Below are 25893 nucleotides of genomic sequence, written 5' to 3'. Positions count from 1 at the left end.
AACGGCGGACGCCTGAATCTCGAAACGATCTTGTGGATCGTTACGGCAAATGGGCGAAACGTGAGATAGCTTGCTCAGATCGTAATAAGGCGTAATCGGGCAACCGCGATCCGTGCATATTGCCGATATGTAGCTATTCGGTCAGCCCGGGGTCGGCGTATTTCGCTAGCCCAGCGATGAAGATATCCAGCGCGAACTCGAAGCGTTCCGACCCGTTTTCCTCGTGGAACGGGCGCCGCATCATCGCCAGCAGATGCGGGAAGCGATCCGCGGGCAGTGTGCTCAGATACTCCTCGATCTCAGTGATCCGTCGCCGAGCTTCGGCCTGCCCCGCTTCGCTGCTCGGCCACAGGCTGGCTTCGTAGGCGTAGGCCGTGCCGTAGAGGGCGAGGGCATCGGCCGCGTAGTCGGCGATCTGATCTGGGATGCCCGCGCAGCGCAAGATGCCCAGCGTCGCATCCATCGCGGCCAGCGTGCCCGGTCGCATCGGAATCATCGTCTGCAACGAGATCTGTGCCGTGCCCGGCCGCGCCAGCATGATTCGCGTGGTCTGGCCGATCAGTTCCTTGAGCTGTTCCTGCCAGCGCCGCGGATCGGGCGTCGGCACCTCCAGGCCGCGGAACACCTCCTCCAGGATCAACTCGTGCAGCTCCTGCTTGTTCCGCACATGCGCGTATAGCGAGGCGGCGCCGGTGCCCAGGTCCTGCGCGACCCTTCGCATGCTCACCGCATCCAGCCCTTCCGCGTCCATCACGCGCAACGCGGCAGCCACGATCGTGGCCACGCTGAGGTGCGGGCGAGCGGATTTGTTTGCGCTGCGCCGCCACGGCGGGGGCGGAACCGGCTCCGAGCTCACCCGAACACTGTACCTCATGACGAACACTGTTCTTGACACGAACACTGTTCGCGAGTAGAACGGTGTTCGAAACGGGATCTACCTGGGTTAAGGGGTTGTTATGCGAATCGATGAGCGAGTGCCGGTGTTGATCGTCGGCGCTGGGTTGGCCGGGGCGGCCACGGCGATGTTTCTCGGCCTGCACGGCGTGCCGGCGTTGCTGGTGGAACGGCATCCGGGGACGTCGAACCAACCGAAGGCGCGTGGGCAGTCCTGGCACACGATGGAGGCGCTACGCATCGCGGGTGTTGCGGACCAGGTGCGGGACGCCGGCTATGACGTTGACCTCGGTATGCCGATCGTGATCGCGGAAAGCGTCGCCGGCCGTCGCTTCCACGAGATTCTTGGTGAGAAGTGGCCGGATTTCAGTCATCTCACCCGTGAGCGGATGGCCATGGCTAGCCAGGAACGCGCCGAGCCGATCCTCCTTGGCCGGGCTCGCGAACTGGGTGTGGAGGTGCGATTCGAGACGCTGGTGGAGTCGGTGACGCAGGACGCCGACGGGGTGACGGCGGTGCTTCGCCAGGCGGATGGCGCCCAGCGCACGGTGCGGGCGGATTACCTGGTCGCCGCGGATGGTTGGCGGGGCGCCATCAGGGAAAGTCTGGGCATCGGCACACATGGCCGTGGCGAGCTCAACCATTCGCACAGCGTGGTATTCGAAGCCGAGCTCGGTGACCTGCTTGAAGGGCGCGAGTTCGCGCTGTTCTACCTGCAGAACCCGGAGATGGACGGTGGCGGCGGGGCGTTCGTATCCACCGACGACCCCGGGCGGTACGCGGTGATGTTCGGGCACGAGGTGGCCTCCGCCGAACGCTTCGAGTCCTTTTCGGACGATGATTGTGTCGAGCAGATCCGGCTAGCGGTAGGGATTCCGGACCTTCCCGTCCGGATTCTGTCCAGAGCTTCCACTGGGTTGGCGCATCGGGTCGCGGATCGGCTGAGCGAGGGGCGGGTTCACCTGGTTGGCGACGCCGCGCAAACGATGCCGCCGCACGGTGGGCAGGGCGGTAATACCGCGATCCTGGACGGTTTCCATCTTGCGTGGAAACTTGCCGGGGTGGTCGCTGGTTGGGCCGGCGCCGGATTACTGGACAGTCACGATACCGAGCGTCGGCCGTATGGCGAGCTGATCGCCGGTCAGCAGTACGCCAATATGATCGCTCGCTCGAAGCCGGAACTGGCCGATGGCACGGAGGACGAGATCCTGCCTGCCGAGTGGACACTGTTCGGTTACCGTTGCGCGGCGGGTGCGGTGGTCCCGGATTCTACTGAGGATGGCGCGCTGGTCGAGGATCCGGCCACGTCGTTCGGCCGGCCAGGTTCGCGGGCGCCGCATGTCTGGTTGACCGAAGATGTCTCCACAATGGACCATTTCGGCAAGGGGTTCGTGTTGCTGACCGCTAATCCGGCGTGGCAGCGCGCCGCCGAGTCGGCGGCGGAACAGCTCGGGGTTCCGCTTACTGCCGTACTGTTGCCGGACGGTGATTGGCGTACCGCCTACGGGCTGTCGCCTGCGGGTGCCACGCTGGTGCGGCCGGACCGGTTCGTCGCATGGCGTTCGGTGGACGATGGCACGGCGACCGATCTGGCCGGGGCACTGAAAACCGTGCTCTTCCGGTCCTAAATGGAGGTGGCGGTCACTACAGCCGGGCATGTCCGCGCCGCACGTAGTAGGTGTAGCTGTCCCATTCTTCGCCGGCCAGCCGGTCCGGTACGGCATCAACGACGTGGCAGTCACAGTGGTTGAACAGTTCGCGGACGAGCTCGGTGCGCAGCCCGTGCATCTCGATTCCGGACTCATCCGCGACGGCCGGCTCAGGCGGTGGTGGCGCCGGTGCAGGCGAGCGAGCGGATTGTTCCGTCACTCGAACGGGTAAGCGCAGCGTTGGGGAGCCTTTGTTCGCGAACCAGCAGACGTCCTCGCGCACCAGATCGAGTTCGAGTTGATAGTCACCTGGTTCGACTGGCGCGGTCACCAGCAGCTCCACCTCCGCCGTTGTCCCGCCGGCCAGTGCGGTTGGCAGATCGGCTCGACCATCGTCCTCGATCAACATCCGGTCGTTGGCCATCCAGTGGTTGCCCAGCCGGATCCGGTGGCCGGTCCGCCACGAGTGCTCGCCGTCGTTGGTGACCGCGATGCGTAGCAGCTGGGACTGCCCGGTCTCGAGTTGTTCGGGCACCAGCTTGGGACTCAGCCGCGCGATATAGGCGTCTTCGGATAGTTCGGCTGGTGAGCTTGGCAGGCCGGGGATCTGCACGAGGATCACGCCGCCTGGTCGAACAACCCTGCGTAGTTCGAGTAGTGCGGCAAGCTGGGTTTCCGGTGGTGCGTGTTGCAGCACAAGCAAACTGATCGCGCTGTCGAAGCTGGCGTCCGGGAAGGGGAGGGCGCCGCCGGGATAGTGCACGAAGCGTATCCGGTCACCGTGCTGGTTGTACTCCTTCGCGAGTTCGATCATGGATTCGGCGATGTCCACGCCGGTGACTTCCTCGGCGTAGGCGGTGAGTGCGTTGCTCAACCGGCCGACGCCGCAGCCGAAGTCGAGTACGCGCTGGCCGAGCCGCAGTCCGCGTTCGGCCAGCGCGGCGACCGTCCGCTTTATCGTGTCTTGGCCGTGCGCGAAGAACTCTTCGGGCTGCCACCGGCCACCGCGACGCTGCGGATGTGAGAGCACCGCCCACAGCGGGTCGGTTTCGCCCAGTTTTTCCCAGGTCGTGCGCAACCGGTCCTCGCCCATACCTCTACTTACCACTAGTCGCCGTTCGGCACGAGTGGCGCCAGGGGTACTGTGCGGCAAACGGATGGAAAGTCGCTCCCACGGGGGAAAGATGCTCGGTAAACCGGCAGCTACGTGCGCGGCGGTGGCTTCGTTGCTCATCGTCGCCGGTTGTTCCGCGCCCGAGCAGGACACCGTCGCGGCCCAGCAGACAGACTTTCGTGCACAGTGGACGCTCGCGCAGGACCCGGTGCGGTTCACCGAGTACCCCACGTTGCGCGGTACGGGCAGGGCCGATGTGGTCGGCGATGTGGTGTTCAGCTCGGATATTGACGGGGTTCGCGCGGTAGATGGCCGTAACGGCCGCGGTTTGTGGCGGTCGAGTGAACTCGAGGAGCGGCGCGGGGTGGACGGTTTCGCGCCACCGGTGCCTGGTTCCAGTCCGGTGCTGCTTGGCCGCAACGAGCCTGTGGTGTTTACCGGCTGGTCGGATCCGAAGAACAAGGTCGGGGTGGCCGCGCTGCGCGGTTCGACTGGCGAGCCCTGGTGGCAGGGCGAGCTGGACGGGAATGTGCCGAAGGATGCCACGGCCGCGGCCTCGCTGGTGGTGGCGGCGAGCTCGGCGGGTGTCGCGGTTCGGGTGTACGACGCGGTCGCGGAGGTTTCCTACGCCTCGGTGATGCTGGATTCGACGACTGGCGAAACGATCTGGCGGGAACCCGATTTCGGCGCGGCCGGGGCAACCGATGAGGTGGTGCTCGGCAAGCGTGCGGTACCGAACGCGCGGTATGCGGCGTTGGACGCGGAGACGGGGGAGCCGCGCTGGACGCTCCCGCGCACTGTGGGTAACCACGATTGGTCGACCAGTGAAACGCGCCTGGTGTATGCGAACCAGCAGACCGCGGTGTTCGCCTCGGCGGAGTCGTTCAGCGTGGTGGTGGATATCGGGACCGGCGAGGTGCGCGAGGTGCGCCCGGTTGGTGGCGGCTGTGTGGGCCAGGGCGATCGGCTGGCCGTTTGCGGGCTCGCGGAGCGCGACGGTAAGCCGTACGCCCCGTTTGGTCTGGATCCGAGCACGGGGGCTCAGGTGCCGCTGGACAAGGTCCGCAAAGCCCTTGGCCCGGATGGCACGGTCACCGGTGCCACCGATACCCACGTCTACGGCGCGGCGGCTGACGGGGCCGGCCGGGTCTTTGACCTGGGTACCGGCGAGCAGCAGGGCGAGGACCTTCCCGTCCCCATGCGCGCGGTCGGCAACGGCTTCGGCATCAGCCAGGACACCCCCCTGAGCGCCTGGCAGATCTACCCCGCCCTAAACCCCAACTAGTCCCGCCGCCACAAACCCGCACGCACCTGCACGAAGCAAGCCGCAAAGCGGCGAGCAAGCCCCGCACACGACGCAAGGCGACCACATCGCCAACGCAACAAACACGCCTCCGCACAATGCGAGCCGCGAAGCGGCGAGCGAGCCCGGTACATGACGTAAGGTGACCATGTCGCGAACGCGACGATTCGCGCCGTAGGGGGTTTGGGGGAGTCACTCCCCCAATCTCATTGCGGAGAGATAGGGCGAACGCACCCCGTGAGCACACGTCATCGATCTCGGAGCGGACGACGGGACTCGAACCCGCGACCCTCACCTTGGCAAGGTGATGCGCTACCAGCTGCGCTACGTCCGCACGCACAACCCAATCGTGGATTGGCGTCTTGCGGGGAAGTCTATACCGTTGGGGTGACGAGCTGGCACGGGGCTCCGTAGGGTGTGACTCGGTCTCGCAAGCCGCGCGAAACGTGCAGTTCATCCGCTTGACGCAGGGTGGGACGGCGTGGCTCGGCTGGACTACGGGTCGAATGTGGAGGTGCCTGGGGTGGACGACCATGGGGGACGTGCTGGCCACCTTGGGCGCAGGTTGCTCGGTCGACAGCGTGCCGCCGGCGACGACACCGCCTTATTGCGCAGGATCCGGGCTGGTCACGATGCCGCGTACGGCGAGTTGTTCGCGCAGCACGCGGACGCGGTGCGGCGGTTCGCGGGCAGTCTGACCACGGACCGGGCCGAGGCTGAGGATCTCACCGCGGAAACGTTCTTTCGGGTGCTACAGGCCTTGCGCAGGGGTTCGGGTCCGACGGAACATGTCCGCGCCTATCTGTTGACGGTCGCGCGGCGGGTGGCCGCGGAGTGGTGGTTGCAGCGCAGGGATGTGCCGGTCACCGATGACGAGTTGAGCAGACGGGTCGGTGTCGGCGGCGATACGTCCGGTCGCAGTGCCGAGCAGAAGCTGATCACTACCGCGTTCACCAGCTTGCCGGAACGTTGGCGCAGCGTGTTGTGGCATGTGGAGGTGGAGGGCGAGCGCCCGGCCGTGGTCGCCTCCCGGTTCGGCCTTTCGGTGAATGCGACGGCAGCGTTGGCCAGGCGGGCGCGGCAGGGTTTGCGGGCCGCGTACCTGCAGGCGCACCTTTCGCGGCACGCTGGTCCGCACGACTGCCGGTCCACCGTGGCCAAGCTGGGCGCTTATACGGCGGGAACGTTGCGTGGCGGGGAGGAACGCAGGGTGCGGGAGCATCTCGCGAGCTGTGTCACCTGCCAGAGCAGCCATGACGAGCTGCGCGATGTGTGTTTCGCGCTGCGCGCGCATGCGGGCGCGCTGCTGGTGCCGGCCGCGTTGGGTGCGCTCGCGGTGCAGCAGGCGGGCGCTTCGTCCGGTTTTGGTGCGCTCGTGCATGGCGCGTTCGCCGGCGCCAGGATGAAGGTCGGGATGGCGCTGGCCTCGGGCGCGGTGGTTGGTGCCGTGGGGCTCAGCGCGGTTCCGTTTACCGACGACGGCTCGAACACCGCGTTTCAGCTACCGGGCAGTCCGACCGATCGGCTCACCGTGGTCACCACGACGCCAGGGCCACCTTCTGGTGACGCCGTGCGGCCGCCGACGGAGACTCGGCCGATTTCGCCACCGCCTGCCGAACCGCCGGAGCCATCCGGGTCGTCGGCCGAGCGGGAGCAATCGGAATCGGCGCGGCCGCCAGTGCCTTCGGGTGCGCAGCAGGCGCCGGCCGAACCCGATGGGCAGGGCGAGCGGCCGGATGCGCGACTCGATACGCCATTGGATGATTCGGTCGAGTCGAGCAGATCAACGTTGTCCAGCACATTGTCCGAACCGAGCCCGGAACTACCCAGTTCAGAACTACCCAGCTCCGAGGTACCCAGCAGTGAGCTGCCCAGTACTGACTTTCCCAGTATCGAGCCACCCAGTAGCGAGCCGCCGAGCACCAGCGAGCCGCCAGCGACGACCACGCCAACGACGCCAACATCACCGACGGTAATAAACCCGCCGCCTCGTCCGCCGTGTCTCCCTCCACCGTGGTACCCGGGCCAGCCATGGGAGTGGTATCCACCGGTTGACTGCTTGCCACGGTAAATCCACGCTCGCATGCGGCGTGGCCGGCACGGTACCGTTGCGGGGCACGCGCAGTGGCCGTCCGCGCAGGCGGGTTGTGCACTCGGTGAGGCGAAAACGCGGTGACTGGAGGCGTTGATGAACCGGGCCGTAACGGGTGCGGACGGTCGTGAGTGGAATGTACGTGGCCAGATGGAGTGGGCCGAGCCGGTTACCGCCAACGATTTCGAGCACGATCTCGCCGCGCGGTACACGCCCGGCGTGTTCATGCTCTGTCTGATCGTGCTGCTTGGCGTGGTGTTGTTGCTGTGGACCCCCGGCGGTGTGCAAGTGCCGGCCTGGGTGTTCTGGGGCCTGTTACTGCTGGTGCTGTTCTTCCCGCTGCGCTGGGCATGGCGGCGGCCGTGGACGGTCGTCGCGGAAACCGAGGGGGACAGCGGCGAACTGCCGGCGGAGCGCTGGGTCGGCACCGTGCGCGGGCTGTTCTACGTGCGTGGCGAGATGAGCCGGATCGCACGCAGTATCGAGAAGCATTCGCTGCCTGATTTCGAGGGTCCGCTGCAACCAGTAGATTGACCTGGCTGAACGGGGCACACTGGACGAGTGCCGGAACTCCCAGAAGTCGAAGCGCTCGCGCATCACCTGCGCACGCACGCGATCGGCCGGACGGTGGCCAGGGTGGATATCGCCTCGCTCAGCGTGCTGAAGACCTACAGTCCGCAGTGGACAGAGTTGCACGGTCGTGAGGTGACCGCTGTTTCGCGGCATGGCAAGCATCTGGACCTGGTTTGCGCGGACCTGCACTTCATCGTGCATCTGGCCAGAGCAGGATGGCTGCGCTGGTCGGACACCCTCGCGGCGGCGCCGCCCAAACAGGGGCGCGGTCCGCTCGCGCTGCGGATGCATCTCGGCCCACCGGGGGAAGGTCCTGGCTTCGACCTCACCGAGGCGGGCACCAAGAAGGGTCTCGCGGTGTGGCTGGTGCACGATCCAACCGAGGTGGCCAGCATCGCCAGGCTCGGCCCTGATGCGCTGACGGTGGACAGGGCCGGCTTGGGCGTACTGCTGCAGGGTCGCACGGAACGGCTGAAATGGCTGCTCACCGACCAGTCGGTGCTAGCCGGCGTGGGCAATGCGTACTCCGACGAGGTGCTGCACCTTGCCCGGCTCTCGCCCTTCGCGGTCGCTGGCAAGCTGGCTGAGGAGGCGGTGGATCGCCTGCACGAGGCGCTGCACGAGATCCTGACCGACGCGGTGCGGCGATCGGTTGGCCAGGACGCGGCTCGCTTGAAGGGCGAGAAGCGCTCCGGGCTGCGGGTGCACGCGCGCACCGGCCTGCCCTGTCCGGTATGTGCTGACACGGTGCGTGAGGTTTCCTTCGCGGATAAGGCCTTCCAGTACTGCGCGACCTGCCAGACCGGTGGTAAACCCCTTGCTGACCGGCGGCTTTCCCGGCTGATCAAATAGCCTCAGCTAGGTCCACAGTGGATCTTCGCAGGCGGTGAACCGGGTACGGGATACTGGTCGCAGGGTGAAATGATCGCCATCCCGCGCTTGCGGGTTGGGGTAGCGAGGACGGAGCATGGTGTGGTGACCGAGCGTGTGCTCCTCGGCGGAGCCATCGCGATCCTGCTGGTCGTGGTGGTTCTACTGGTGTGGGCGTTGCAGCGCGCCCGGCGCTCGGCGAACCGTGTCGACGAAGCGGTACTCGAGGCGCTGCAGCGGATGTCCATGGCCATGCCCGACCTGCGGGACGGGCTGACCCTGGACGGCGCCGATCGGGCCAGCCAGCACCTGCTTGACATGCTGAAATGCGTGGCCGTCGGGATCACCGACGCCCAGGGCACGCTGCTTTCCTGGGACGGCGAGGCCAACGAGCACTACATGGACCTGCAGGACGCGATCAGCGAGGCGATCGACAACGACCGCAGGGAAGTGGTGCAGCACGAGGATCTGCCCTGCCACCACCGGGGGACCTGCCCCATGCGGATCGCCGTGATCACGCCGCTGATCGTGGACGGGCTGACCGAAGGCGTGCTGGTGGTGGTCGCCGGCGGGAACGCGAAACGCAAGATCACCAAGATCGTGGACGGCGCGGTACGGTTCGTCTGCATCCAGCTCGAGCTGGCCAGGCTGGACAAATCGAAACAGCAGCTTGCCCAGGCCGAGATCAAGGCGCTGCGGGCGCAGATTTCCCCACACTTCCTGTACAACGCGCTGAACACGATCTCCTGGACGATCCGCACCGATCCGGAGCACGCACGGGATCTGCTGCAGGAGTTCGCCGACTTCACCAGGTACTCGTTCCGCAGCTCCGGAATGTTCACCACGCTCTCCGACGAGCTGCGCAATATCGACAGGTACCTGACCATCGAAACCGCGCGGTTCAGCGGAAAACTCGGGGTGCGGTTGAAGATCGCCCCGGAAGTGCTCTCCGTCGTGGTGCCCTTCCTTGTGGTTCAGCCGTTGGTGGAAAACGCGGTAAGGCACGGGATCGCCGGCCGGCCGAACGGCGGCACGGTCAGCGTGATCGCGCAGGACAACGGCAACGAGGCGCTGATCATCGTGGAGGACGACGGGATCGGGATGGATCCGGACCGGCTGTTCGCCGATCTGCGGGATTCCCACAAGACCGGCGCGCATGTCGGGATCGGCAATATCAACCAGCGGATGCGCTCGGTGTTCGGCGACGAGTACGCGCTGACCGTGGAAACCGCGCCGGACGCGGGCATGAAGGTCACCATGCGGGTGCCGAAATGGGCGCGCGGGGTGCGCCCAAAGCTGCCCGGCTACGTGGAGGACGAGCAGTCCAAAACCGATGCGGACGTGGATCCGGCCAGCCCCGAACAACCAGCGCAATCGGCTCAGCCAGCGCAATCAACTCCGCAAGGGCAACCGGGCCAGCCCGCGCAACCACCGAGAGCGCGGCAGCCGGTGTCGACCGCGCAGCGCGCAACCCCGCCCGCCGGCCAGGACGGCCAGCAGCCGACTGGCGCGCCCGCGCACGCCCGTCCCCGCTCGGACATGTCCCGCGCATTTAGGGTTACCGAACATGAACGTTACCGAGAAGCTCACCGCCCGCCTGCCGAAGATCGGTGACCGGGGCGGCAACGCTCCGGTGGTCGCCGTGGTCAAACTGCACGGCATGATCACCCCGACGCAGTCTCCACTGGCGCGCGGTGTGGTCAACCTCGCCGCCGTGGAAACCGCGCTGACCTCGGCCTTCGACCGGGACCGGCTGGTTGCCGTGGCGCTGTCGATCAACTCGCCGGGCGGGGCGGCAACCCAGTCCGCGATGATCGCCGAACGCATCCGGCAGCTGGCCGGCAAACGCCAGGTGCCGGTGCTCGCGTTCTGCGAGGACCTGGCCGCCTCCGGCGGGTACTACCTGGCATGTGCGGCCGACGAGATCTACGCGCATCGCAGTTCGATGGTCGGTTCGATCGGGGTGATCAGCTCGAGCTTCGGGCTGAGCGGGCTGATCGACCGGCTCGGCGTGGAGCGCAGGGTCTACACCGCGGGTGAGCACAAGCACCGGCTCGATCCGTTCCAGCCGGAGAAGGCCGAGGACGTGGCCTGGCTGGAAGGGATGCAGTCACAGGTGCACGAGGTGTTCGTGGACTGGGTGCGGGAGCGCCGGGGCGATCAGCTTGCCGCCGACGAGCAGCTGTTCACCGGGGAAGTGTGGACCGGCGCAAGGGCGCTCGAGCTTGGTCTGCTCGATGGGCTCGGCACGCTGCGCGAGGTGGTCGCCACCCGTTTCCCGGAGGCCGAAGTGGTTACCGCCGAACCCAAGCGACCGCTGCTCGCCAAGCTCGGCTTCGCGCCGGGCGGCGGTATGGGTACATTTGCCGGTGAGCGGTTGGGCGCGGCGATAACGGCACTTGAACAGCGCGCCGCCTGGTCCCGTTTCGGTCTGTGACCGGGGCTGCGTCCGCCTGGGTGACTAGACAGTTGGTCCGGCGATAGGCAGGATGCATGTCACAGTGAGTACCCATGACAACACCAGGCAGCTTGTCGTCCTCGCGGTAGACGACGAGCTCCCAGGCATGGAGATTTTGTACGAGCGCCTGGACAACAACCCGCACGTCCGCACGATCTTCAAAGCGGTCGACGCCTCGGAAGCGCTGCGGGTACTCGGCGGCAGCGATCCGATCCTGCGGGACCGCAAGGAGCGTGGGCTGCCACCGGTGGACGCGGTGTTCGCCGATCTGCGCATGCCGGGGCTCTCCGGGATCGAGATGGCCAGGGTGATCGCCGCGATGCAGCCCGCGCCCGCGCTGGTGTTCGTCACCGGGCACAACGACCAAGCGGTCGACGCCTTCGAGCTCGGTGCGGTGGATTACCTGCTCAAGCCTTGTGAACAACGGCGGCTGAACACGGCCGTGGAGCGGGTTATCGAGCGGCTGGACAGCTCGCAGCCAGCCCCGGAACGGCCATCGCCGGCCGAGGCGAGCGAGGAGGAAGTGATCCCGGTCGAGCTGGCCGGCACCACCAAGCTGATCCAGCGGGCAAACGTGCAGTGGGTAGAAGCCCAGGGCGATTACGCGCGATTGTTCACCACGGACGGCAACAGTCACCTGGTTCGCATCCCGCTCGCACAGTTGGAGGAGCGCTGGTCGCCGGCGGGGTTCGTGCGCATCCACCGGTCCTACCTGGTGGCCGTGCAGCTGATCAGCGAGCTGCGGATGGGTGCCTCCGGCTATACCGTGATCGTCGGCCCGGAGCATAAGGAACTGCCGGTCAGCCGGCGGCACACCAGGGAACTCAAGGATCGCCTCACCGGCTCGTCGAGGAACGGCTACGGCGGATGAGCTCGGCAAGCGGAGGCCAGCCGGGGCGCCGCGACGAGCAGGGCAAGCAGCCACGATGGCCGGCGAGCGACGCTGATCAGTTCGGCAACACCCCGCAACAGTCGCCAGCCAACCAACCGGCGACCGATACCGCCAGGCAGGACAAGCGAAAGGGGCGGCGCAGGGCTGGCCGGCGCAAGGCCAACCCGGACCAGGTTGATCCGTATCAGCTGGGCGCCAAGACATCTGGCTCGCGGGCGCATACCGCGGGCAAGGGGGTGCGCGCGGAGCAGGACAACCGGGACGGGCAAGCCGAGTCCCGTAAACCGCCCCGGCGCAAACGGGTGGTGCTCGCCGACCCGAGGGCCCCGGTCACCGCGTTGCGCACGGTCAGCGAGCTCGAACAGCAGACCACCTTCGGGGAATGGCTGATCAAGGACCTGGTGCGCATCCAGTTGCGGCTCGCACTCGCGTTCGCCGCACTGGTGATCGTGCTGCTTGGCGCGCTACCCCTGGTGTTCTATCTGGCGCCGGCCATCACCCAGGCGAAGGTTGTTGGTGTGCCCGTGCCATGGCTGCTGCTCGGCGTTCTACCCTTTCCTCTGCTGGTAAGTGTCGGGCTCTGGTACAACCGCAGGGCGGAACGGCACGAACGAGATTTCGTGGACATGGTGGAGAACTAAGGGTGTGGGTCCGGTACTGAACGCGTGGGCGATTGGCGGCATTCTGGCTGTCGGGCTCGCTACGTTCTACATTGGACATAGAAGCTCGCGGCTGGCGAGTACGACCCAGGATTTCCTGGTCGCGCGGCGGACCGTGCGGTCAAGGCGCAATGCCGCCGCGGTGTCCGGCGAGTATCTTTCCGGCGCGTCGTTTCTCGGTGTTACCGGCCTGATCCTGAAAGACGGTGCGGACGCCCTGTGGTACCCGATCGGGTTCACCGCCGGTTATCTGGCGCTGATGCTGTTCGTGGCCGCGCCGCTGCGTCGCTCCGGCGCGTACTCGCTGCCGGATTTCGTCGAGGCTCGACTCTCCTCGCGGGGCCTGCGCCGGGTTGCCACCGGGTTCGTGCTGGTTATCGGGACGCTGTACCTCTTGCCGCAGTTGCAGGGTGCGGGCCTGGCGCTGATGGCGATCATGCCGGCGCCAGCGTGGATCGGCGCGGTGCTGGTCACGCTGGTCGTGGTGATCAATGTCTTCGGTGGCGGAATGCGCGCGATCACCGTGGTGCAGGCGTTCCAGTACTGGCTCAAGCTCTTCGCGATCGCCGTGCCGACCTTCGTGCTCTGCGCGGTGTTCCTTGGCGGCGGGGATTCGACAGTGCCACGGGATTCGTTGAGCCAGCCGACCTCGCCCACGTTCAGCAAGGACACCACGGTCGATATCACCACCCCGGTCACCCTCGACTTTGGCGAGCCGGCGTGGGTATGGGTGGACGGTTCGGTCAGCGATGCGGAACCGGCGGACGGCCCTACGCACATGTATCTGCGGGGCGAGCAGGATTTCCCCGAAGGTACGTCGATTCGGTTCGACGCGGGCGATCCGGTACCGGTCGTCGCCGGCTCGCCGGTGTACAACTCCGAATGGTTGCGCGCGGGGGATGGCGGTGCCCCGCAGATGTTCACGACGTACTCGCTGATTCTGGCGACTTTCCTCGGCACCATGGGTTTGCCGCATGTGCTGGTGCGGTTCTACACCAACCCGAGTGGGAAGTCCGCGCGCCGCACCACGATGCATGTGCTGCTGCTACTCGGCCTGTTCTATCTGTTCCCGGTGTTACTCGGTGCGCTTTCCCGGTTGTACACGCCGGAACTGCTTGTCACCGGGGAGACGGACGCCGCCGTGTTGTTGCTGCCGGATGCGATGCTGCCGGGGATAGGTGGACAGATCCTTGGCGCGGTGACCGCGGCTGGTGCGTTCGCCGCGTTCCTGTCCACCTCATCGGGGTTGCTGGTCAGCTTGTCCGGCGTGCTGTCCACCGACGTGCTGCGCGGCAGGGTGCGTGATTTCCGGATCGCCACGGTGATCGCCGGGATCGTGCCGTTGGTGCTGGCGATCTGGCTGCGACCCGGCGACATCTCGCTGAGCGTGGGGATGACGTTCGCGCTTGCCGCCTCGACGTTCTGCCCGGTGCTGGTGTTGGGGATTTGGTGGCGGAAGCTGACCGGTATCGGCGCGGCGGCAGGGATGATCATCGGTGGCGGTCTGGTGCTTGCCGCCTTCGTGACGGATATCGTCAGCGGTTACACCGGGAACTGGGCGCCACCACTTGTGGAGCAGCCGGCACTGGTCACCGTGCCGGTGGCGTTCCTGGTGACGGTTCTGGTCAGCAAGGCGACCGCGCGCCGGATTCCGGACGATGTGAACCGGGTGATCCTGCGGATGCACGCGCCGGACCCGCTTGGTTTCATCCAGGACCGCGATGTGGCCAAATTCGGTAAGGGCGAGGAACGCCTCCGGCTCGGCAGTGGAAAGCACCGGAGGTAGTCGTTCCTCGCCGATCTCGCCAGCTACTCGGTTGGTCGTGGCTACTCGGTTGGCCGCCGTTTGGTCGCACGCCTTCGGGCCGCCTCATGCGCTTCGCCGACCTGGGTTACGGCTAGCTCCCAGGTCCGCTCGCCAGGGTTGACGATCGCGATCCAGCCCTGCCTGGCGTAGAGCGGATGGGGCAGCACGGTGTCGACCGCGGCGTAGTCGACGGTGCCCTCGGCCGGTACCGCCGGTTCGGTGCCGATCAGCTCGGTGTAGGCCGTCCGCCCGACGTGGATGTTGAGTCGCCAACGGTCTGGCTGGTCCAGGCCACTTCCGCTGTCGTCGAGGTAGTTCTTCGTGATGATCGTGGCGTACGGCTGCTCGCGCTGCGGCAGCTGGTTGTCCTTGGCGTAGTAGAAGAAGTGGTCACCCCAAGCGACCTCGGGAAACTCGCTTCCTTCGGTGGGCGCGAGCTCGAACACACCGTCGAGGGCACGGATCGTTGTCAGCATCTGGTCCATACTCATAGTTCAAGTGTGCGGTTGAAGTGCTTGTGGAGGGTTTGTCGATGGATGAGCCGGCGGCACCCGGCATGACCGTCGCGGCGGTGGCCAGTGCAACTGGCTACTCGGCCCAGCAGATCCGTGACCTGGAACGGCTCGGTGTCCTCGGGCGGGCGGTCCGAGCGGCAAACGGATACCGCCAGTTCGCTGAAGAACATGTCCGTGACCTGCACGCCTACCGCGACCTCAGCTACGCGGTAGGTCCAGTCGCTGCCCGCGACACGATGACCACGATCCGGCGGTTGGCCCTCGCGGAGGCCGCTGCCCTGGTCTGCGATCTGCCAGCCCAGCTGAACCAGGAGCGTGCCCAGGCGCTTGCCGCACGGGCAGCCTTACAGGCCATCCAAACGGAAGCGAGTATCGAAGACGGGCCGAGGGAAACCGACGCGATGACGATCACCGAGCTGTCCGGCGCGCTCGGCCTGCGGCCGTCCACCCTCCGGTTCTGGGAGGACGCTGGGCTGCTGCGGCCGGAACGGATCGCGACCCGTGCGGGCACGGCCCGGCGATACCACCTCGACGACATCCGCGCGGCGCGGATCGCGGTCGCCCTGCGCGCAGCTGGTTACCGGATTCCGGACGTCCGAAACGCGCTCGCCGCGATCAGCGAGCTCGGTGCCGTCGACGAGCCGTTGGTCGTGCTCAACCGTCGGTTGGCGGCGATCGGGAAACGGGCCGTCGCCCTGATCAGAGCAACCGCCACGCTCGCCGACATCATCGACGACGCCGCTCCGTGACCGCGTTCTTACGGATTCTTGCGGTTAGTGGCGGCTGGTTACGGCTGGCTTCATGGTGAGGTAACGGGCCGGCATGGCAGCATCGTCGTGTGGATCCACAGCAGGTACCAAACGTGTCGGTTGCCGAGCTCCCGCCCGAGGCAACCCTGATTGATGTCCGTGAGCAGGACGAATGGGACGCTGGGCATGCCCCCGGCGCCGTGCATATCCCGCTTGGCGAGCTACCCGACCGGCTCGGTGATCTGCCCGAAGCCGATGCGCTCTACCTGGTGTGCCGCAGCGGTGGACGTTCCTCGCGGGCCGCCGCGTTCCTGAACGCGAACGGTTGGGAAGCGATCAACGTTTCCGGCGGGATGCGGTCCTGGCATGCCGAGGGCAAGCAGCTCATCGGCGAACGTGCCGGAAGTGCGGCCGAGGTCCTCTGACCGTGCACCCGCAGTGGCCGCAGCAGCAACGCTCCGCGCCCGGGCCATGGGCGTGGCCGGCGGGGCGGCCACCCGCGCAGGTACCCGCGACCGGGCCTTACCCGACGGGCCCCCATCACACCGGCCCGTATCAACCCGGTCCTCCACAACCCGGCCCTCATCAACCGGGCCCTCCACAACCGGGACCCCATCAGACGGGACCCCAACCGGCGGCACCCCAACCGGTGGCACCGTGGCCAAACGGTGGGCCAGCGAACGGGTCGGCCGGTCCGGGACACCCAGCTGCCCGGACCGCGCCCAAGCCGGCCGGACCGGTGCGGTCACGGGTGCACTGGGTGGCCACGCCGCCTCTGTTGCCACGCCGGCAGCAGAGTGAGTCCACGCGGAACCACCAGCCGTACCAGGGACCACCGGCATATCCGGCCATCCCGCGCTGGGGCTTTCCGAACCTGACCTGGCGCTGGCCGACCTCGGTGCCGGGCACCGCGACCGGCACCGTATCGCCGCGAGCGCGCGCCAGGATGCTCGCTGCGCCCGCGACCACCGCGCTGCTGCTGTACGCGCTGCTTGCGCTGTTCGGCGCCGCCGCGGAGATCTGGCGATACATCCTGCTGGTGCAGAGTCGCGGCGGCGCGCTGTCCAACACCACGGTGATTGCCTCCGACACGACCGTGCTGATTGCCGCGCTGTTGAACATCGCGATCTGGGTTTTCGTCCTGGTGGTCGGGATGACCTGGCTTTTCGCGATGCGCGCGGCCGCAACCGAGCACGCCGAAACCAAGCCCGCGCGACCAACCTGGCAGGTCGTGGTCGGCCTGCTGGTGCCCGGGGTGAACCTGGTGCTCGCCGGGCCGATCATCGCCGAGATCGAGCACGCCGCGCTGCGCCGTCCGGCAACGCAGCGACCCCGCCCGAGCCGGATGGTGTACTACTGGTGGGCGGCCTGGGCAGCGAGCGGCCTACTGGCCGGAATCACGCTGCTGTGGCGGCAGCGCGACGGAGTACAGGCCATGGCCGACGGGGTTTGGCTGACCGCGCTCACCTACCTCGCGGCCGCCGCACTGGCGGTGTTCACCCTGGTCGTGATCCGCCGGTTCACCGAACTGCTCACGCCGCTTTCCGGGCGCAAGGTGAAGCAACTGCGGGTCATCGCGGTGCACGGTGCCCCGGAACCAGAACTCCGCACGGAACGGCCGGTCGGCGCCGCCCGTTGATCATGCGCGATTAACTCATCGGCCATACCTCCCCTGGGTGATGGACATATTGCGCTGGCAGGCTGCCGGACGTCACCAAGTGTCCTGAGTCGGAGGATCACCATGCTGCGCACCGCGATCCGGCTTGCCGTGCTCGTTCTGGCGGGGTTGCTGCTGGCCCAACCAGTCGCCGCTGGCCATCCCACGACAACCCATCCCACGACAACCCAGCCAGCGACAACCGCGCGGGAAACGACGGCCTTGCCCATCCCGCCGATCCCGCCCAAGTTCGACCTACAGGCGCATCGCGGCGGACTCGGACTCACCGTGGAGGGCACCCTTGCCGCGTTCGCGAAGGCGCTCGAACTCGGGGTGACCACATTGGAGCTGGACATCCAGATCACCGCGGACGGTCGGGACGTGGTCACCCACGACCGGCAGATCGACCCGAGCAAATGCCGGGACACCACGCCGGTGCGGCCGGGCGACCCGCAGTTCCCCTATGCCGGCAAGTACATCAAGGATCTGACCTTCGCGCAGGTGCGCACCCTGGACTGCGGTTCCCAGCGTCACCCCAGCCACCCCGACCAGGAGCTCGACCCTGGCGCGCGGATGCCCACGCTCCGCGAGGTCTTCACGCTGGCCAGACAGCATCGCGCCTGGGGAATCCGGTTCAACATCGAAACGAAGGTCGAAGCCGCGGCGCCGGAGGAGACCGCGCCACGCGAGCAGTTCGTGGCGGTTGCCGCCAGGGAAATCGAACGCTCCGGATTCCTGCCGAATGTCACCGTGCAGAGCTTCGACTGGGGCGCGCTCATGCTGATGCGGCAACGGCAGCCACTGATCCCACTGGTCGCACTGACCCAGCCGGAGTTCCTTGAAGTCGGCCAGTCAGGTAAGTCGCCGTGGCTCGGCGGGTTGGACATCGACGACTTCGCCGGCAGCCCCGTCAAAGCGGTGCGCTCGTTCGGCGCCGCCGCGCTGTCGCCCGTGCATGGCAACCCGCAGGACGGCGCGATCACCGATCCGGACTACCAACCGTTCACCACTGCCGAACTGGTCGCCGAGGCACAGGCGGCTGGCCTGCGGGTGGTGCCGTGGACGGTCAACGACAAGCCCACCATGACGCACCTGCTCGACCTCGGGGTGGACGGCATCATCACCGACTACCCGAACCGGCTCCGTGACCTGCTCGCCGAACGCGGGATGCGGCTACCCCGGGCCTACCCGCGCTGATCGACCCGGACGGGCAGATCTCGCAGTCCGCGAATGACGAACTCCGGGCGTCGCCGAGGTGTGGCGGCCAACGCCAGCCCGGGTGCCCGCGTCGCGAGCGCGGTGAGCGCGGCGGTGATCTCCAACCGGGCAAGCGGGGCTCCCACGCAGTAGTGGATCCCGCCGCCGAAGCCGAGATGCGGGTTTGGTGAGCGGCCGATGTCCAGCAGATCCGGGTCGGTGAACACCGTGGGATCCCTTGCCGCCGCGCCAAGCAGCGCCGCGATCTTGTCCCCCTCGGCCAGCCGGTAGCCGGCGATCTCTACCGGCTCGGTCGCGGTGCGCTCGAACAATTGCAGTGGTGCATCGAAGCGGATCAGCTCTTCGGCCGCCGATTCGACCAGCGCCGGGTCCTTGGTGAGCCGCTGCCATTGCGCGGGTTCCTCGAGTAACGCGCGCATCCCGTTGCCAAGTACGTTCACGCTCGCCTCATGCCCGGCCATCAGCACCAGGACCGCCGTGGCCACCAGCTCGTCCTCGGTGAGGCGGGTGCCATCGGTATCGCGCACCGCCACCAGATCGCTGAGTAGATCCTCCCGAGGGCTCGCCCGCCGTTCGGTGACCTGCCGGCGGAGGTACTCGACGAACTCCTCGGCCGCGCGCTCGGCTTCGGCCTTGCGCTCCTCCGCGAGCCCGTACTCGTACATCTTGACGATCGCATTGGACAACTCGACCAGCCGAGGACCATCCGAGCGAGGGACACCGAGAAGTTCGGTGATCACCGCGATCGGCAGGGGTTGGGCCAAGGTGGCGAGCAGATCAGCTTGCCCGTGCGCGGCGCTCGTTTCGGCGAGTTCGTCCACCATCCCTTCGGCCACCTTCGCCACCGTGGGACGTAGTCGTTCGACGTGTCCCCTGGTGAAGGCGGCCGCGATCAACCGGCGCAACCTGCCGTGCGCCGGCGGTTCGTTCTCCAGCAGCGAGTTGCGATGCAGCAGGTTGAACGAAACGAACCGGTCGAGCGGTGTGGCGTCCTGCCAGAGCCGGCCGAGTCCGCGATGTCGGAGTACCGCCGAAGCGGCCGCATGGGATGTGGTGATCGCGAGCTGGAGCCGACCATGCCAGTGCACCTCGCCTTCGGCACGTAACCGCGCGAAGGTCGGGTAAGGGTCGGCGAGAAAATCGAGATCCGCTGGGTCGAAGAGATCGGTTGGTTCGGGCATGCATCCGACTCTAGTGAGCAAGACCGAAGTTGAAAGGCCTTGTTTTCCGTCCTGTGGATCGTTAGCCGCCCTGTGGACAACCCTTCCCGCGCCCATGTGGTGTGGTGTCTGCCTGGCATGATCGCGGTGTGCTGCCCGAAGTGATCGCGCACCGTGGGGCCTCGGCGGATCGAGCCGAACACACCATGGGTGCCTATGAACTCGCCCTCGAACAGGGCGCGGACGGCCTGGAATGTGACGTCCGGCTGACCAAGGATGGTCACCTGGTCTGTGTGCACGACCGCCGGATCAACCGCACCTCCAACGGTGTCGGCCTGGTCAGCGACTACACGCTCGACCAACTGTCCGAACTGGACTTCGCTGGTTGGCATCAGAACGGCGCCGGTGCGCCGCCCGGCGTGCTTACCCTGGAAGCGCTACTTGACCTGACCACCGCACGGCCGAACACGACACTGTTCGTGGAGACCAAACATCCGGTGCGGCAGGCAGGGCTGGTGGAAGCGAAACTTGTCGCGCTACTCGAGCGCTTCGGCCTGGCCCGCCCAGAGTCCACTTCGGACTCCAAGGTGGTGCTGATGTCGTTTTCCCAGCGCGCTGTCCGCAGGTGCAAACAACTGGCCCCCGCGGTGCCCACTGTGCTGCTGTTCGCGCCACGCGCGCCCGGTCGAAAAGATGGTGAACTGCCCGGCTACGCGGATATCGCCGGCCCGGGGATCCGGTTGCTCCGCACGGACCCGGACTATGTGGCAAGGGCGGCACAGCGGGGCAATCCGACCTACTGCTGGACGGTGGACGAGCCGGCGGATATCGCGTTGTGCCAGCGGCTCGGCGTGCGCTATCTCGCTACGAACCGACCAGCGCGCGCCAGGGAAGTGTTGCGCGCCGAGTGATGCGGCGGCGCACTGTTAGGCTCGCGGCCAGCTAGCAGACCGGACCCAGCTGGTAAATCGACCCAGCTAGTAACCCGACGATGACGCACGAGGAGTACGCGGTGGCCAAGCGGACGGCGGTCAAGCGAAAGGGCCAAGCTGCCAAGGCCGGTGATGGGCCGAATCCCCGCCAGCCATGCCCCTGCGGCTCGGGCAAGCGGTACAAGGCCTGTCATGGCGTCGCTGGTGGTGTCGTCGACGTACCAGTGGCCCGTCCGTTCGACGGTCTTGCTGCCGAGTGTGAACTCGTCGCACTGCGCGAGTTCGTACCTTCGGCGACCGCGCCGCTGCCGCTGACCGTGTCAGCCGAACGGGAGATCACCCTGGCGACCGTGCTGCCCATGGCGGCGGCCGCGCTGGTCCGCTCCGATGGTTCGGTGTTCGTCGGCATGCAGGTACAGACGCGCTCCTCGGACATCAGCAGGGACCTCGCGCGGGCGATCCGCTGGGCACTCGATGCCGAGCTCGGCGCGGTACTTCCAGTGGTCGGCCCGGAAACCGCGGATCCCGACGCGGCTACCCCGGACATCGAGCGCCTGCAGGATCTGATCGATCCGAACCTGCAGCTCGAACCCGAGTTGCATACCGACTTCTCCTGGTGGATACCGGCCGATACCGAGGCAACCGGGGACGTCGCGATGTCCCTCGAACGCGCGAACTCGGCCATCATGCCCACCGAACGCCTCGCACCGGGCGCGTACTGGGTCGACGCGGGAGAGAAGGCGCATCTGCGGTGGACGCGGGCTGAACCAGAGGAGCGACTGCTGCCCGCGCTGGCGCGGCTCTCCGCCCGGGGCGAGCTGGACCTCGGGGAGGGCTCGCGGTACGCGGGCTCGTTCCGCGCACACGGTCTGCTTGTTCCGGTTTGGGATCTGGATCGTGAGTCGCATCCACGGGAGTGGACGCAGCCCGCGACGGAGCTGGGCGAGCGGCTGGAGACCGCGCTGGCCTCGCTGGAACAGGAACCACTCAGCGGTGCCGAGCGGCGCGCGCGGGACGGCCTGATCGGCAGGCAGATCACCATCCGCTAAAGCTGGTCTGGTCGAGCGTTGGGTTGACTCGACCGGGTAAAGGCCTGCGCCGTTCGTTGCCCGGCGTTCACGGTAAGCCGTTACGCTGTGTGCCGAGTAACAGGCAACCCCTCTGTCAGTTGGTGCGTGCATAACGCAGACGAGCGCACCGACACCGGCAGGAGGGAGGTCCACGGAGTGCTGATGGCACAGCCGGCCGCGCCGGCGGGCAAACTGACGCGTGCCGTGGACGGCGGTGTCGAAGGGCCCGAGTGTGCGCTGGTCAGGGGGTACCAGGTGGGTGAGGTGGCGGATTTCGGCGAGTTTGTCCGGACCGCCCTACCTGGACTGCTGCGCTACGGGCATGCGCTGACCGGTAATCCGCATGACGCCGCCGATCTGGTGCAGACGGTGCTGGAGAAGGTCGGCTCCCGGTGGACCATGGTGCAGCGCAAAACCGGCGATCCGCTCGCCTATATCCGCCGGTCGATGGCCAACGCGCATATCTCCCGCTGGCGGCGCACCCGCAAGGAGAACCTGGTCGCGGATATTCCGGACGCCGTGGGGCCACAGAGCCCCGACTCGTTCGAGAACGAACCGCTCTGGCAGGCGCTACGTGAGCTACCGCCGAGGCAACGCGCGGTCGTGGTGCTTCGTTACTACGAGGGGCTTTCCGAGGCGGAGATCGCCGAATCGCTCGGGGTGAGCCAGGGCACGGTCAAGAGCCAGGCAAGCAAGGCGATGGGTTCGTTACGCGTCAAGCTGGACGGACATTACGAGGGGAGGGGCGAGCAATGAGCTTCACCGATGACGAACTCGATCAGGAGTTGCACCGGCTGTTCGAGGATGACCGGCTCGCCCTGCCCGCGCGTCCGGACGCCGATATGGCGGTGCTTGCCGGGGTGAAGCGGATCCGCCGGCGCCGGGCCATGCTCAGCGGCGTGGCGGGGGCCTCCGCGGTGGCCGCCGTACTGGTCGTCGGGTTCACGCTGACCGCGAACCAGGGGTCAGACCAGCAGCCGCCGAGCGGGTTGGGCCCGGTGGCCACCAGCTCCAGCTCGAAACCGACCAGCTCGACGAAGGATTCGAGCCCGCCGGAGCCGCCGCCCCCGACCAGCGAAGCACCGGAGCCGCCAGCGGAACCCGAGCAGCCACCGCCGGCCACGAGCACCACCGAAACGCGGTCTCCCGGCCCGAGCGCCAGGGTGCTCGGCCTTCCGCTATCGGCGAATACCGCGATTGGCCCCACGGGGCTCGGTTCGTTGCAGCTCGGGATGACGGCGGAGGCGGCTATCGAGACTGGGCATCTCGGCCCGGATGCGCAACCACCGGGCGCTGGCTGCCAGACCTACTCGGTGTATGGCGACTCCGGGGCAAGTGTGGCCATGACCAGCGGCGGGCTTCAGGCGATCACCGCGGGGCCGGGGAATCGAACGCCAGAGGGTGTCGGTGTCGGCTCTGCCAAGCAGCAGGTAGTGGATGCCTACCCGGGGCTGGCTGACCAGGGCAGTACCGCGTCCGCCACGGTGCCAGGCAACACCAGTGGGATGTACACCTTCCAGTTCGACGGACCGGATGGTTCGGTCGTCAGTGTGCGGTTGGCGCTGAGCAGCTCTGCTTGTTAAACCGCAAGATCCCTGAAGAATGCGGTCGCGGAGCGCAGGCGACGGGCGGACCCGGAGTTCGGATCCGCCCGTCGATTCTGGGGACCGGGGTGGGTGCGGTACTTACACCGCGCCGCCAGCGACGCGCGGCATGGTCGGGTCGGCGCCCTCGCCGCCGCCTTCGCGAACCAGATGGGCCTCGACGTCGAACAGATTGCCATTCGAGCGCTTGATCACGTTCAGCAAAGTGGACATTGAGGACACTTCCTCAACCTGTTCCTTCAGGAACCATTGCATGAACTGCTCGCCCTGGTAGTCATCCTCGTCCCGCGCGGCCTTGGCGAGCGTGGTGATATCGGAGGTGACCTCCTTTTCCTGCTTCAGTGCCAGCTCGACAAGTTCCGCTGCCTTGCTGAAGTCATTGCGCACCTCGTCGATCGACGGGATGTTCACTGGCTGATCATTGTCCATCAGGTACTGGACGATGATCATTGCGTGATTGCGCTCTTCCAGGGCTTGCGCGTAGAAGAACTTGGCAAGCTGGGGCAGGTCTTCCTTGTCGAACCACACGGCAAGCGCGATGTACTGCTGTGAGGCGTTGAACTCGTTGCGCACCTGGGTGTGCAGCAACTCGGTGAACTTGGAATGCGGTTTCTTCGTGCTCGTCGACATAATTCAAAGATACGCTTGCCAGTGCGGCGATTTCCAGCTAGGAAAGCCTTATCAACCTTTCGTGAAATTGCTTAGATTAGGCTTCTAAAACAATTATTAGGTTAGGTATTCCTAATCGCTTGTCGCGGTGAATTGGTCGCCGTCCCTGATGATCGGGCAGGACATACAGCGCGGCCCGCCACGCCCGGAACCGAGTTCGGAACCGGCGATCGGCAGTACCTCGATACCGGCGTGTGCCAGTCGTGCGTTGGTTTCCGCGTTCCGCTCGTACGCGACCACCACACCGGGCGCCAGCGCCAGCGTGTTGTTCCCGTCATCCCATTGCTCGCGTTCGGCGGTGACCGGGTCAAGCCCGGTATCGATCACCCGGAGCCGGTCGATTCCCATCGCGTTCGCCGCGGCTTCAAGGAACGGCGCTGGCCCGCTTACCGCGACGGTGTCATCCTGCGGTCGCAGTGTGAAGGCGGTTAGCGAATCGCGGATCGCCGGGTACATCACCACCGCGTCGCTATCGACCATCGTGCACACCGTGTCCAGGTGCATGGTCGCGCGATCCTGCGCGATCGGCACGGCTAGCACGGTATGCGCGAGCCCTTCGGCAAAGGCCGAGCGAGCGAGTGATTCGGCACCGGCCGGAGTGGTGCGCTCGCCGACGCCAATGGCAAGTACCCCGGGCGCGAGCAGCAGCACGTCACCACCCTCGACGGGTGCGGAATGCGCGCCGTAGGCGCGGGCGCTCGCGCGAAATCGCGGGTGATACGCGTAAATCAGGTCCAGCACGCTGGTTTCCCTGCGCCGTGCCGGCATCGAAAGCGAGGCGATCGCGACACGATCAGCGATCCACGCCGAGGAGTCCCTGGTGAACAGCAGATTGGGCAGTGGATCGATGGCGAAATCGTGCGCGTGGTGCATCCGGCGTACCAGCGAAGCGCCCTCGGCGACCGGAAGTTCCTCGAAGGTGAGCCCCGCGGTGAGCACATCCGCAAGACCGGCGGGATCCACTGTGGATAGATAGGAGCGCAGCGCGTCGGCGAGCTGGGTGCCAAGCTTGCGCTCGTCCACCGCGGTGGTGACACCGGCGCTGTGCGCGCGGGAGTCGTCGAGCGCTTCGCGTAGGACGTCCGCGAGCAGCAGCACTTCCACGTCACGGCCACGCAGCACCTCGGCGAAGGCGTCGTGCTCCGCTTGCGCGCGGTCCACCCACGGCACGCCGTCGAAGAGCAGTTTGTCGTTATTGCGCGGAGTAAGCCGTTTCAGTTCCGCGCCTGGCCGGTGCAGCAGCACCGTGCGCAGCTTGCCGACTTCACTGTCCACCCTTGGCTTCGTTGGCGGGGCGGTACTCGCCGAATCGGTGTACACGACGTCGCAGCTTACTTGGTCGCGGGCCAGCCGTGGCGACGTAAGAGTTCGGTAATTGGCAGGTTGGTACCGTTTTATCCGGTTACTTCGTTCCAATGGTTGCGTTGGCCGCCAACACCAGGAGGTAACCGTGCCCAGCAAGATCGTCCGCTCGCCGTGGACCTGGACAATTACCGCACTGGTCGCGGTGCTATTGGCTGGCGGGCTATGGGCGTTTCAGCCGTGGAAGGCGTTCACCAGCAGTACCGTGCACGAGGAGCTGCCAGGCGCGGCGCCAGAATCTACCTCGTCGCCAGGGGTAACCCAGTCATCAGGCACGGCGCAGCCGACAAACACCCCTGCGCGACCACACGAGTTGGCGCGCGGCCAGTTCGAGGACGGCGAGCACGCCACGAGCGGCACCGCCCGGTTACTGGAACTTCCCGACGGGACGCGGGTGCTGCGGCTGGAGGGGCTCGCCACCTCGGATGGCCCGGATGTGCACGTATGGCTCAGTGATCAGGAGTCGGGCGGTGAATGGGGCAGTTATGACGACGGCCGCTACATTCCGCTTGGCAAGATGAAGGCGACGCACGGCGACCAGAACTATGCGTTGCCAGAGGGCGCGCGGATCGGAGATATGCGCAGCGCGGTTCTCTGGTGCGACAGGTTCAACGTGGCCTTCGGTACTGCGTCTATCGCTATCTAG

General features: G+C 66.7%; 24 protein-coding genes, 1 tRNA gene and 1 pseudogene. 19 read left to right on the top strand and 7 right to left on the bottom strand.

Annotated elements, in window-relative coordinates; all coding sequences use genetic code 11:
* Positions 1 to 133: 133 nt before the first annotated feature.
* Complete coding sequence (locus EV191_RS05575; protein ID WP_243658762.1) at positions 134 to 856, bottom strand: TetR/AcrR family transcriptional regulator; 723 nt, start codon at positions 854 to 856, stop codon at positions 134 to 136.
* A 100-nt stretch (positions 857 to 956) separates the two neighbouring features.
* On the opposite strand from EV191_RS05575, the gene EV191_RS05570 reads away from it, so the two are divergent.
* Entirely contained in the window at positions 957 to 2522 is a 1566-nt protein-coding gene (locus EV191_RS05570; RefSeq protein ID WP_132875678.1) for an FAD-dependent monooxygenase, read from the top strand.
* 16 nt (positions 2523 to 2538) lie between these two features.
* Here EV191_RS05570 and EV191_RS05565 read toward each other — a convergent pair whose 3' ends face one another.
* Positions 2539 to 3636, bottom strand: a complete 1098-nt coding sequence (locus tag EV191_RS05565; protein WP_165912827.1) for a class I SAM-dependent methyltransferase — start codon at positions 3634 to 3636, stop codon at positions 2539 to 2541.
* A 124-nt stretch (positions 3637 to 3760) separates the two neighbouring features.
* Here EV191_RS05565 and EV191_RS05560 point away from each other — a divergent pair, with 124 nt between their 5' ends.
* The gene (locus EV191_RS05560) at positions 3761 to 4942 is read left to right on the top strand and encodes an outer membrane protein assembly factor BamB family protein (protein ID WP_165912826.1); all 1182 of its coding nucleotides are present in this window, start codon (positions 3761 to 3763) and stop codon (positions 4940 to 4942) included.
* Between the two features lie 279 nt (positions 4943 to 5221).
* Here EV191_RS05560 and EV191_RS05555 read toward each other — a convergent pair.
* Positions 5222 to 5294 (bottom strand) — tRNA-Gly (locus EV191_RS05555).
* Positions 5295 to 5441: 147 nt separating this feature from the next.
* On the opposite strand from EV191_RS05555, the gene EV191_RS30320 reads away from it, so the two are divergent.
* From EV191_RS30320 to EV191_RS05515, 8 genes and pseudogenes are all read left to right on the top strand, one after another.
* Positions 5442 to 7031, top strand: a complete 1590-nt coding sequence (locus tag EV191_RS30320; protein ID WP_243658761.1) for a sigma-70 family RNA polymerase sigma factor — start codon at positions 5442 to 5444, stop codon at positions 7029 to 7031.
* 117 nt (positions 7032 to 7148) lie between these two features.
* Positions 7149 to 7586, top strand: coding sequence for a DUF983 domain-containing protein (locus tag EV191_RS05545; protein ID WP_132875675.1), 438 nt, complete (start codon positions 7149 to 7151; stop codon positions 7584 to 7586).
* A 27-nt stretch (positions 7587 to 7613) separates the two neighbouring features.
* Positions 7614 to 8477 carry a DNA-formamidopyrimidine glycosylase family protein gene (locus tag EV191_RS05540; RefSeq protein ID WP_132875674.1) on the top strand — a complete coding sequence of 288 codons (864 nt, stop codon included), beginning with the start codon at positions 7614 to 7616 and terminating at the stop codon, positions 8475 to 8477.
* Between the two features lie 69 nt (positions 8478 to 8546).
* Positions 8547 to 9812: pseudogene (locus EV191_RS05535) on the top strand (sensor histidine kinase); the annotation flags it as partial.
* A 250-nt stretch (positions 9813 to 10062) separates the two neighbouring features.
* Positions 10063 to 10932, top strand: coding sequence for a S49 family peptidase (locus tag EV191_RS05530; protein ID WP_132875672.1), 870 nt, complete (start codon positions 10063 to 10065; stop codon positions 10930 to 10932).
* A 52-nt stretch (positions 10933 to 10984) separates the two neighbouring features.
* On the top strand, positions 10985 to 11824 hold the full coding sequence (locus EV191_RS05525; protein WP_132875671.1) for a LytR/AlgR family response regulator transcription factor: 840 nt from the start codon (positions 10985 to 10987) through the stop codon (positions 11822 to 11824).
* Positions 11821 to 12486, top strand: a complete 666-nt coding sequence (locus tag EV191_RS05520; protein ID WP_132875670.1) for a hypothetical protein — start codon at positions 11821 to 11823, stop codon at positions 12484 to 12486. Before EV191_RS05525 ends, EV191_RS05520 begins: the two co-directional genes overlap by 4 nt.
* A gap of 4 nt (positions 12487 to 12490) precedes the next feature.
* Positions 12491 to 14290, top strand: coding sequence for a sodium/solute symporter (locus tag EV191_RS05515; RefSeq protein WP_243658759.1), 1800 nt, complete (start codon positions 12491 to 12493; stop codon positions 14288 to 14290).
* A 41-nt stretch (positions 14291 to 14331) separates the two neighbouring features.
* Here the strand turns inward: EV191_RS05515 and EV191_RS05510 are convergent, their stop codons facing one another.
* Positions 14332 to 14802, bottom strand: a complete 471-nt coding sequence (locus tag EV191_RS05510; RefSeq protein WP_132875669.1) for a DUF6194 family protein — start codon at positions 14800 to 14802, stop codon at positions 14332 to 14334.
* A gap of 41 nt (positions 14803 to 14843) precedes the next feature.
* Here EV191_RS05510 and EV191_RS05505 point away from each other — a divergent pair, with 41 nt between their 5' ends.
* The 4 genes from EV191_RS05505 to EV191_RS05490 all read left to right on the top strand — a co-directional run bounded on the left by EV191_RS05505 (position 14844) and on the right by EV191_RS05490 (position 18429).
* Positions 14844 to 15575 carry a MerR family transcriptional regulator gene (locus EV191_RS05505; RefSeq protein WP_243658758.1) on the top strand — a complete coding sequence of 244 codons (732 nt, stop codon included), beginning with the start codon at positions 14844 to 14846 and terminating at the stop codon, positions 15573 to 15575.
* Positions 15576 to 15664: 89 nt separating this feature from the next.
* Positions 15665 to 16000 (top strand): rhodanese-like domain-containing protein, encoded by a 336-nt coding sequence (locus EV191_RS05500; protein WP_132875668.1) that lies wholly within the window; start codon positions 15665 to 15667, stop codon positions 15998 to 16000.
* A gap of 335 nt (positions 16001 to 16335) precedes the next feature.
* Positions 16336 to 17214 (top strand): DUF4328 domain-containing protein, encoded by an 879-nt coding sequence (locus tag EV191_RS05495; RefSeq protein ID WP_243658757.1) that lies wholly within the window; start codon positions 16336 to 16338, stop codon positions 17212 to 17214.
* Positions 17215 to 17316: 102 nt separating this feature from the next.
* Positions 17317 to 18429, top strand: a complete 1113-nt coding sequence (locus EV191_RS05490) for a glycerophosphodiester phosphodiesterase family protein (protein ID WP_132875666.1) — start codon at positions 17317 to 17319, stop codon at positions 18427 to 18429.
* Here the strand turns inward: EV191_RS05490 and EV191_RS05485 are convergent.
* Positions 18417 to 19631, bottom strand: coding sequence for a cytochrome P450 (locus tag EV191_RS05485; protein WP_132875665.1), 1215 nt, complete (start codon positions 19629 to 19631; stop codon positions 18417 to 18419). The two genes, EV191_RS05490 and EV191_RS05485, sit on opposite strands and share 13 nt — an antisense overlap.
* Before the next feature lie 128 nt (positions 19632 to 19759).
* Between EV191_RS05485 and EV191_RS05480 the strand changes: the two genes are divergently transcribed.
* The 4 genes from EV191_RS05480 to EV191_RS05465 all read left to right on the top strand — a co-directional run bounded on the left by EV191_RS05480 (position 19760) and on the right by EV191_RS05465 (position 23195).
* Positions 19760 to 20521 (top strand): glycerophosphodiester phosphodiesterase, encoded by a 762-nt coding sequence (locus EV191_RS05480; protein WP_207894392.1) that lies wholly within the window; start codon positions 19760 to 19762, stop codon positions 20519 to 20521.
* Between the two features lie 101 nt (positions 20522 to 20622).
* Entirely contained in the window at positions 20623 to 21591 is a 969-nt protein-coding gene (locus EV191_RS05475) for a DUF5926 family protein (RefSeq protein ID WP_424565434.1), read from the top strand.
* Between the two features lie 183 nt (positions 21592 to 21774).
* Positions 21775 to 22368 (top strand): SigE family RNA polymerase sigma factor, encoded by a 594-nt coding sequence (locus tag EV191_RS05470; protein WP_132875663.1) that lies wholly within the window; start codon positions 21775 to 21777, stop codon positions 22366 to 22368.
* The gene (locus EV191_RS05465) at positions 22365 to 23195 is read left to right on the top strand and encodes a hypothetical protein (protein WP_132875662.1); all 831 of its coding nucleotides are present in this window, start codon (positions 22365 to 22367) and stop codon (positions 23193 to 23195) included. The genes EV191_RS05470 and EV191_RS05465 overlap by 4 nt, the downstream gene beginning before the upstream one ends.
* A gap of 102 nt (positions 23196 to 23297) precedes the next feature.
* On the opposite strand, the gene EV191_RS05460 is transcribed toward EV191_RS05465, so the two are convergent.
* Entirely contained in the window at positions 23298 to 23846 is a 549-nt protein-coding gene (locus tag EV191_RS05460; RefSeq protein ID WP_132875661.1) for a ferritin, read from the bottom strand.
* A gap of 111 nt (positions 23847 to 23957) precedes the next feature.
* Positions 23958 to 25160 (bottom strand): arginine deiminase, encoded by a 1203-nt coding sequence (locus tag EV191_RS05455; protein WP_132876165.1) that lies wholly within the window; start codon positions 25158 to 25160, stop codon positions 23958 to 23960.
* Positions 25161 to 25335: 175 nt separating this feature from the next.
* On the opposite strand from EV191_RS05455, the gene EV191_RS05450 reads away from it, so the two are divergent.
* Complete coding sequence (locus tag EV191_RS05450) at positions 25336 to 25893, top strand: DM13 domain-containing protein (protein WP_243658756.1); 558 nt, start codon at positions 25336 to 25338, stop codon at positions 25891 to 25893.

The sequence above is a fragment of the Tamaricihabitans halophyticus genome, assembly GCF_004340875.1.
GTDB lineage: Bacteria > Actinomycetota > Actinomycetes > Mycobacteriales > Pseudonocardiaceae > Tamaricihabitans > Tamaricihabitans halophyticus.
The sequence above is the reverse complement of the archived record's forward strand: the minus strand, read 5'-3'. Positions and strand labels throughout refer to the sequence as shown.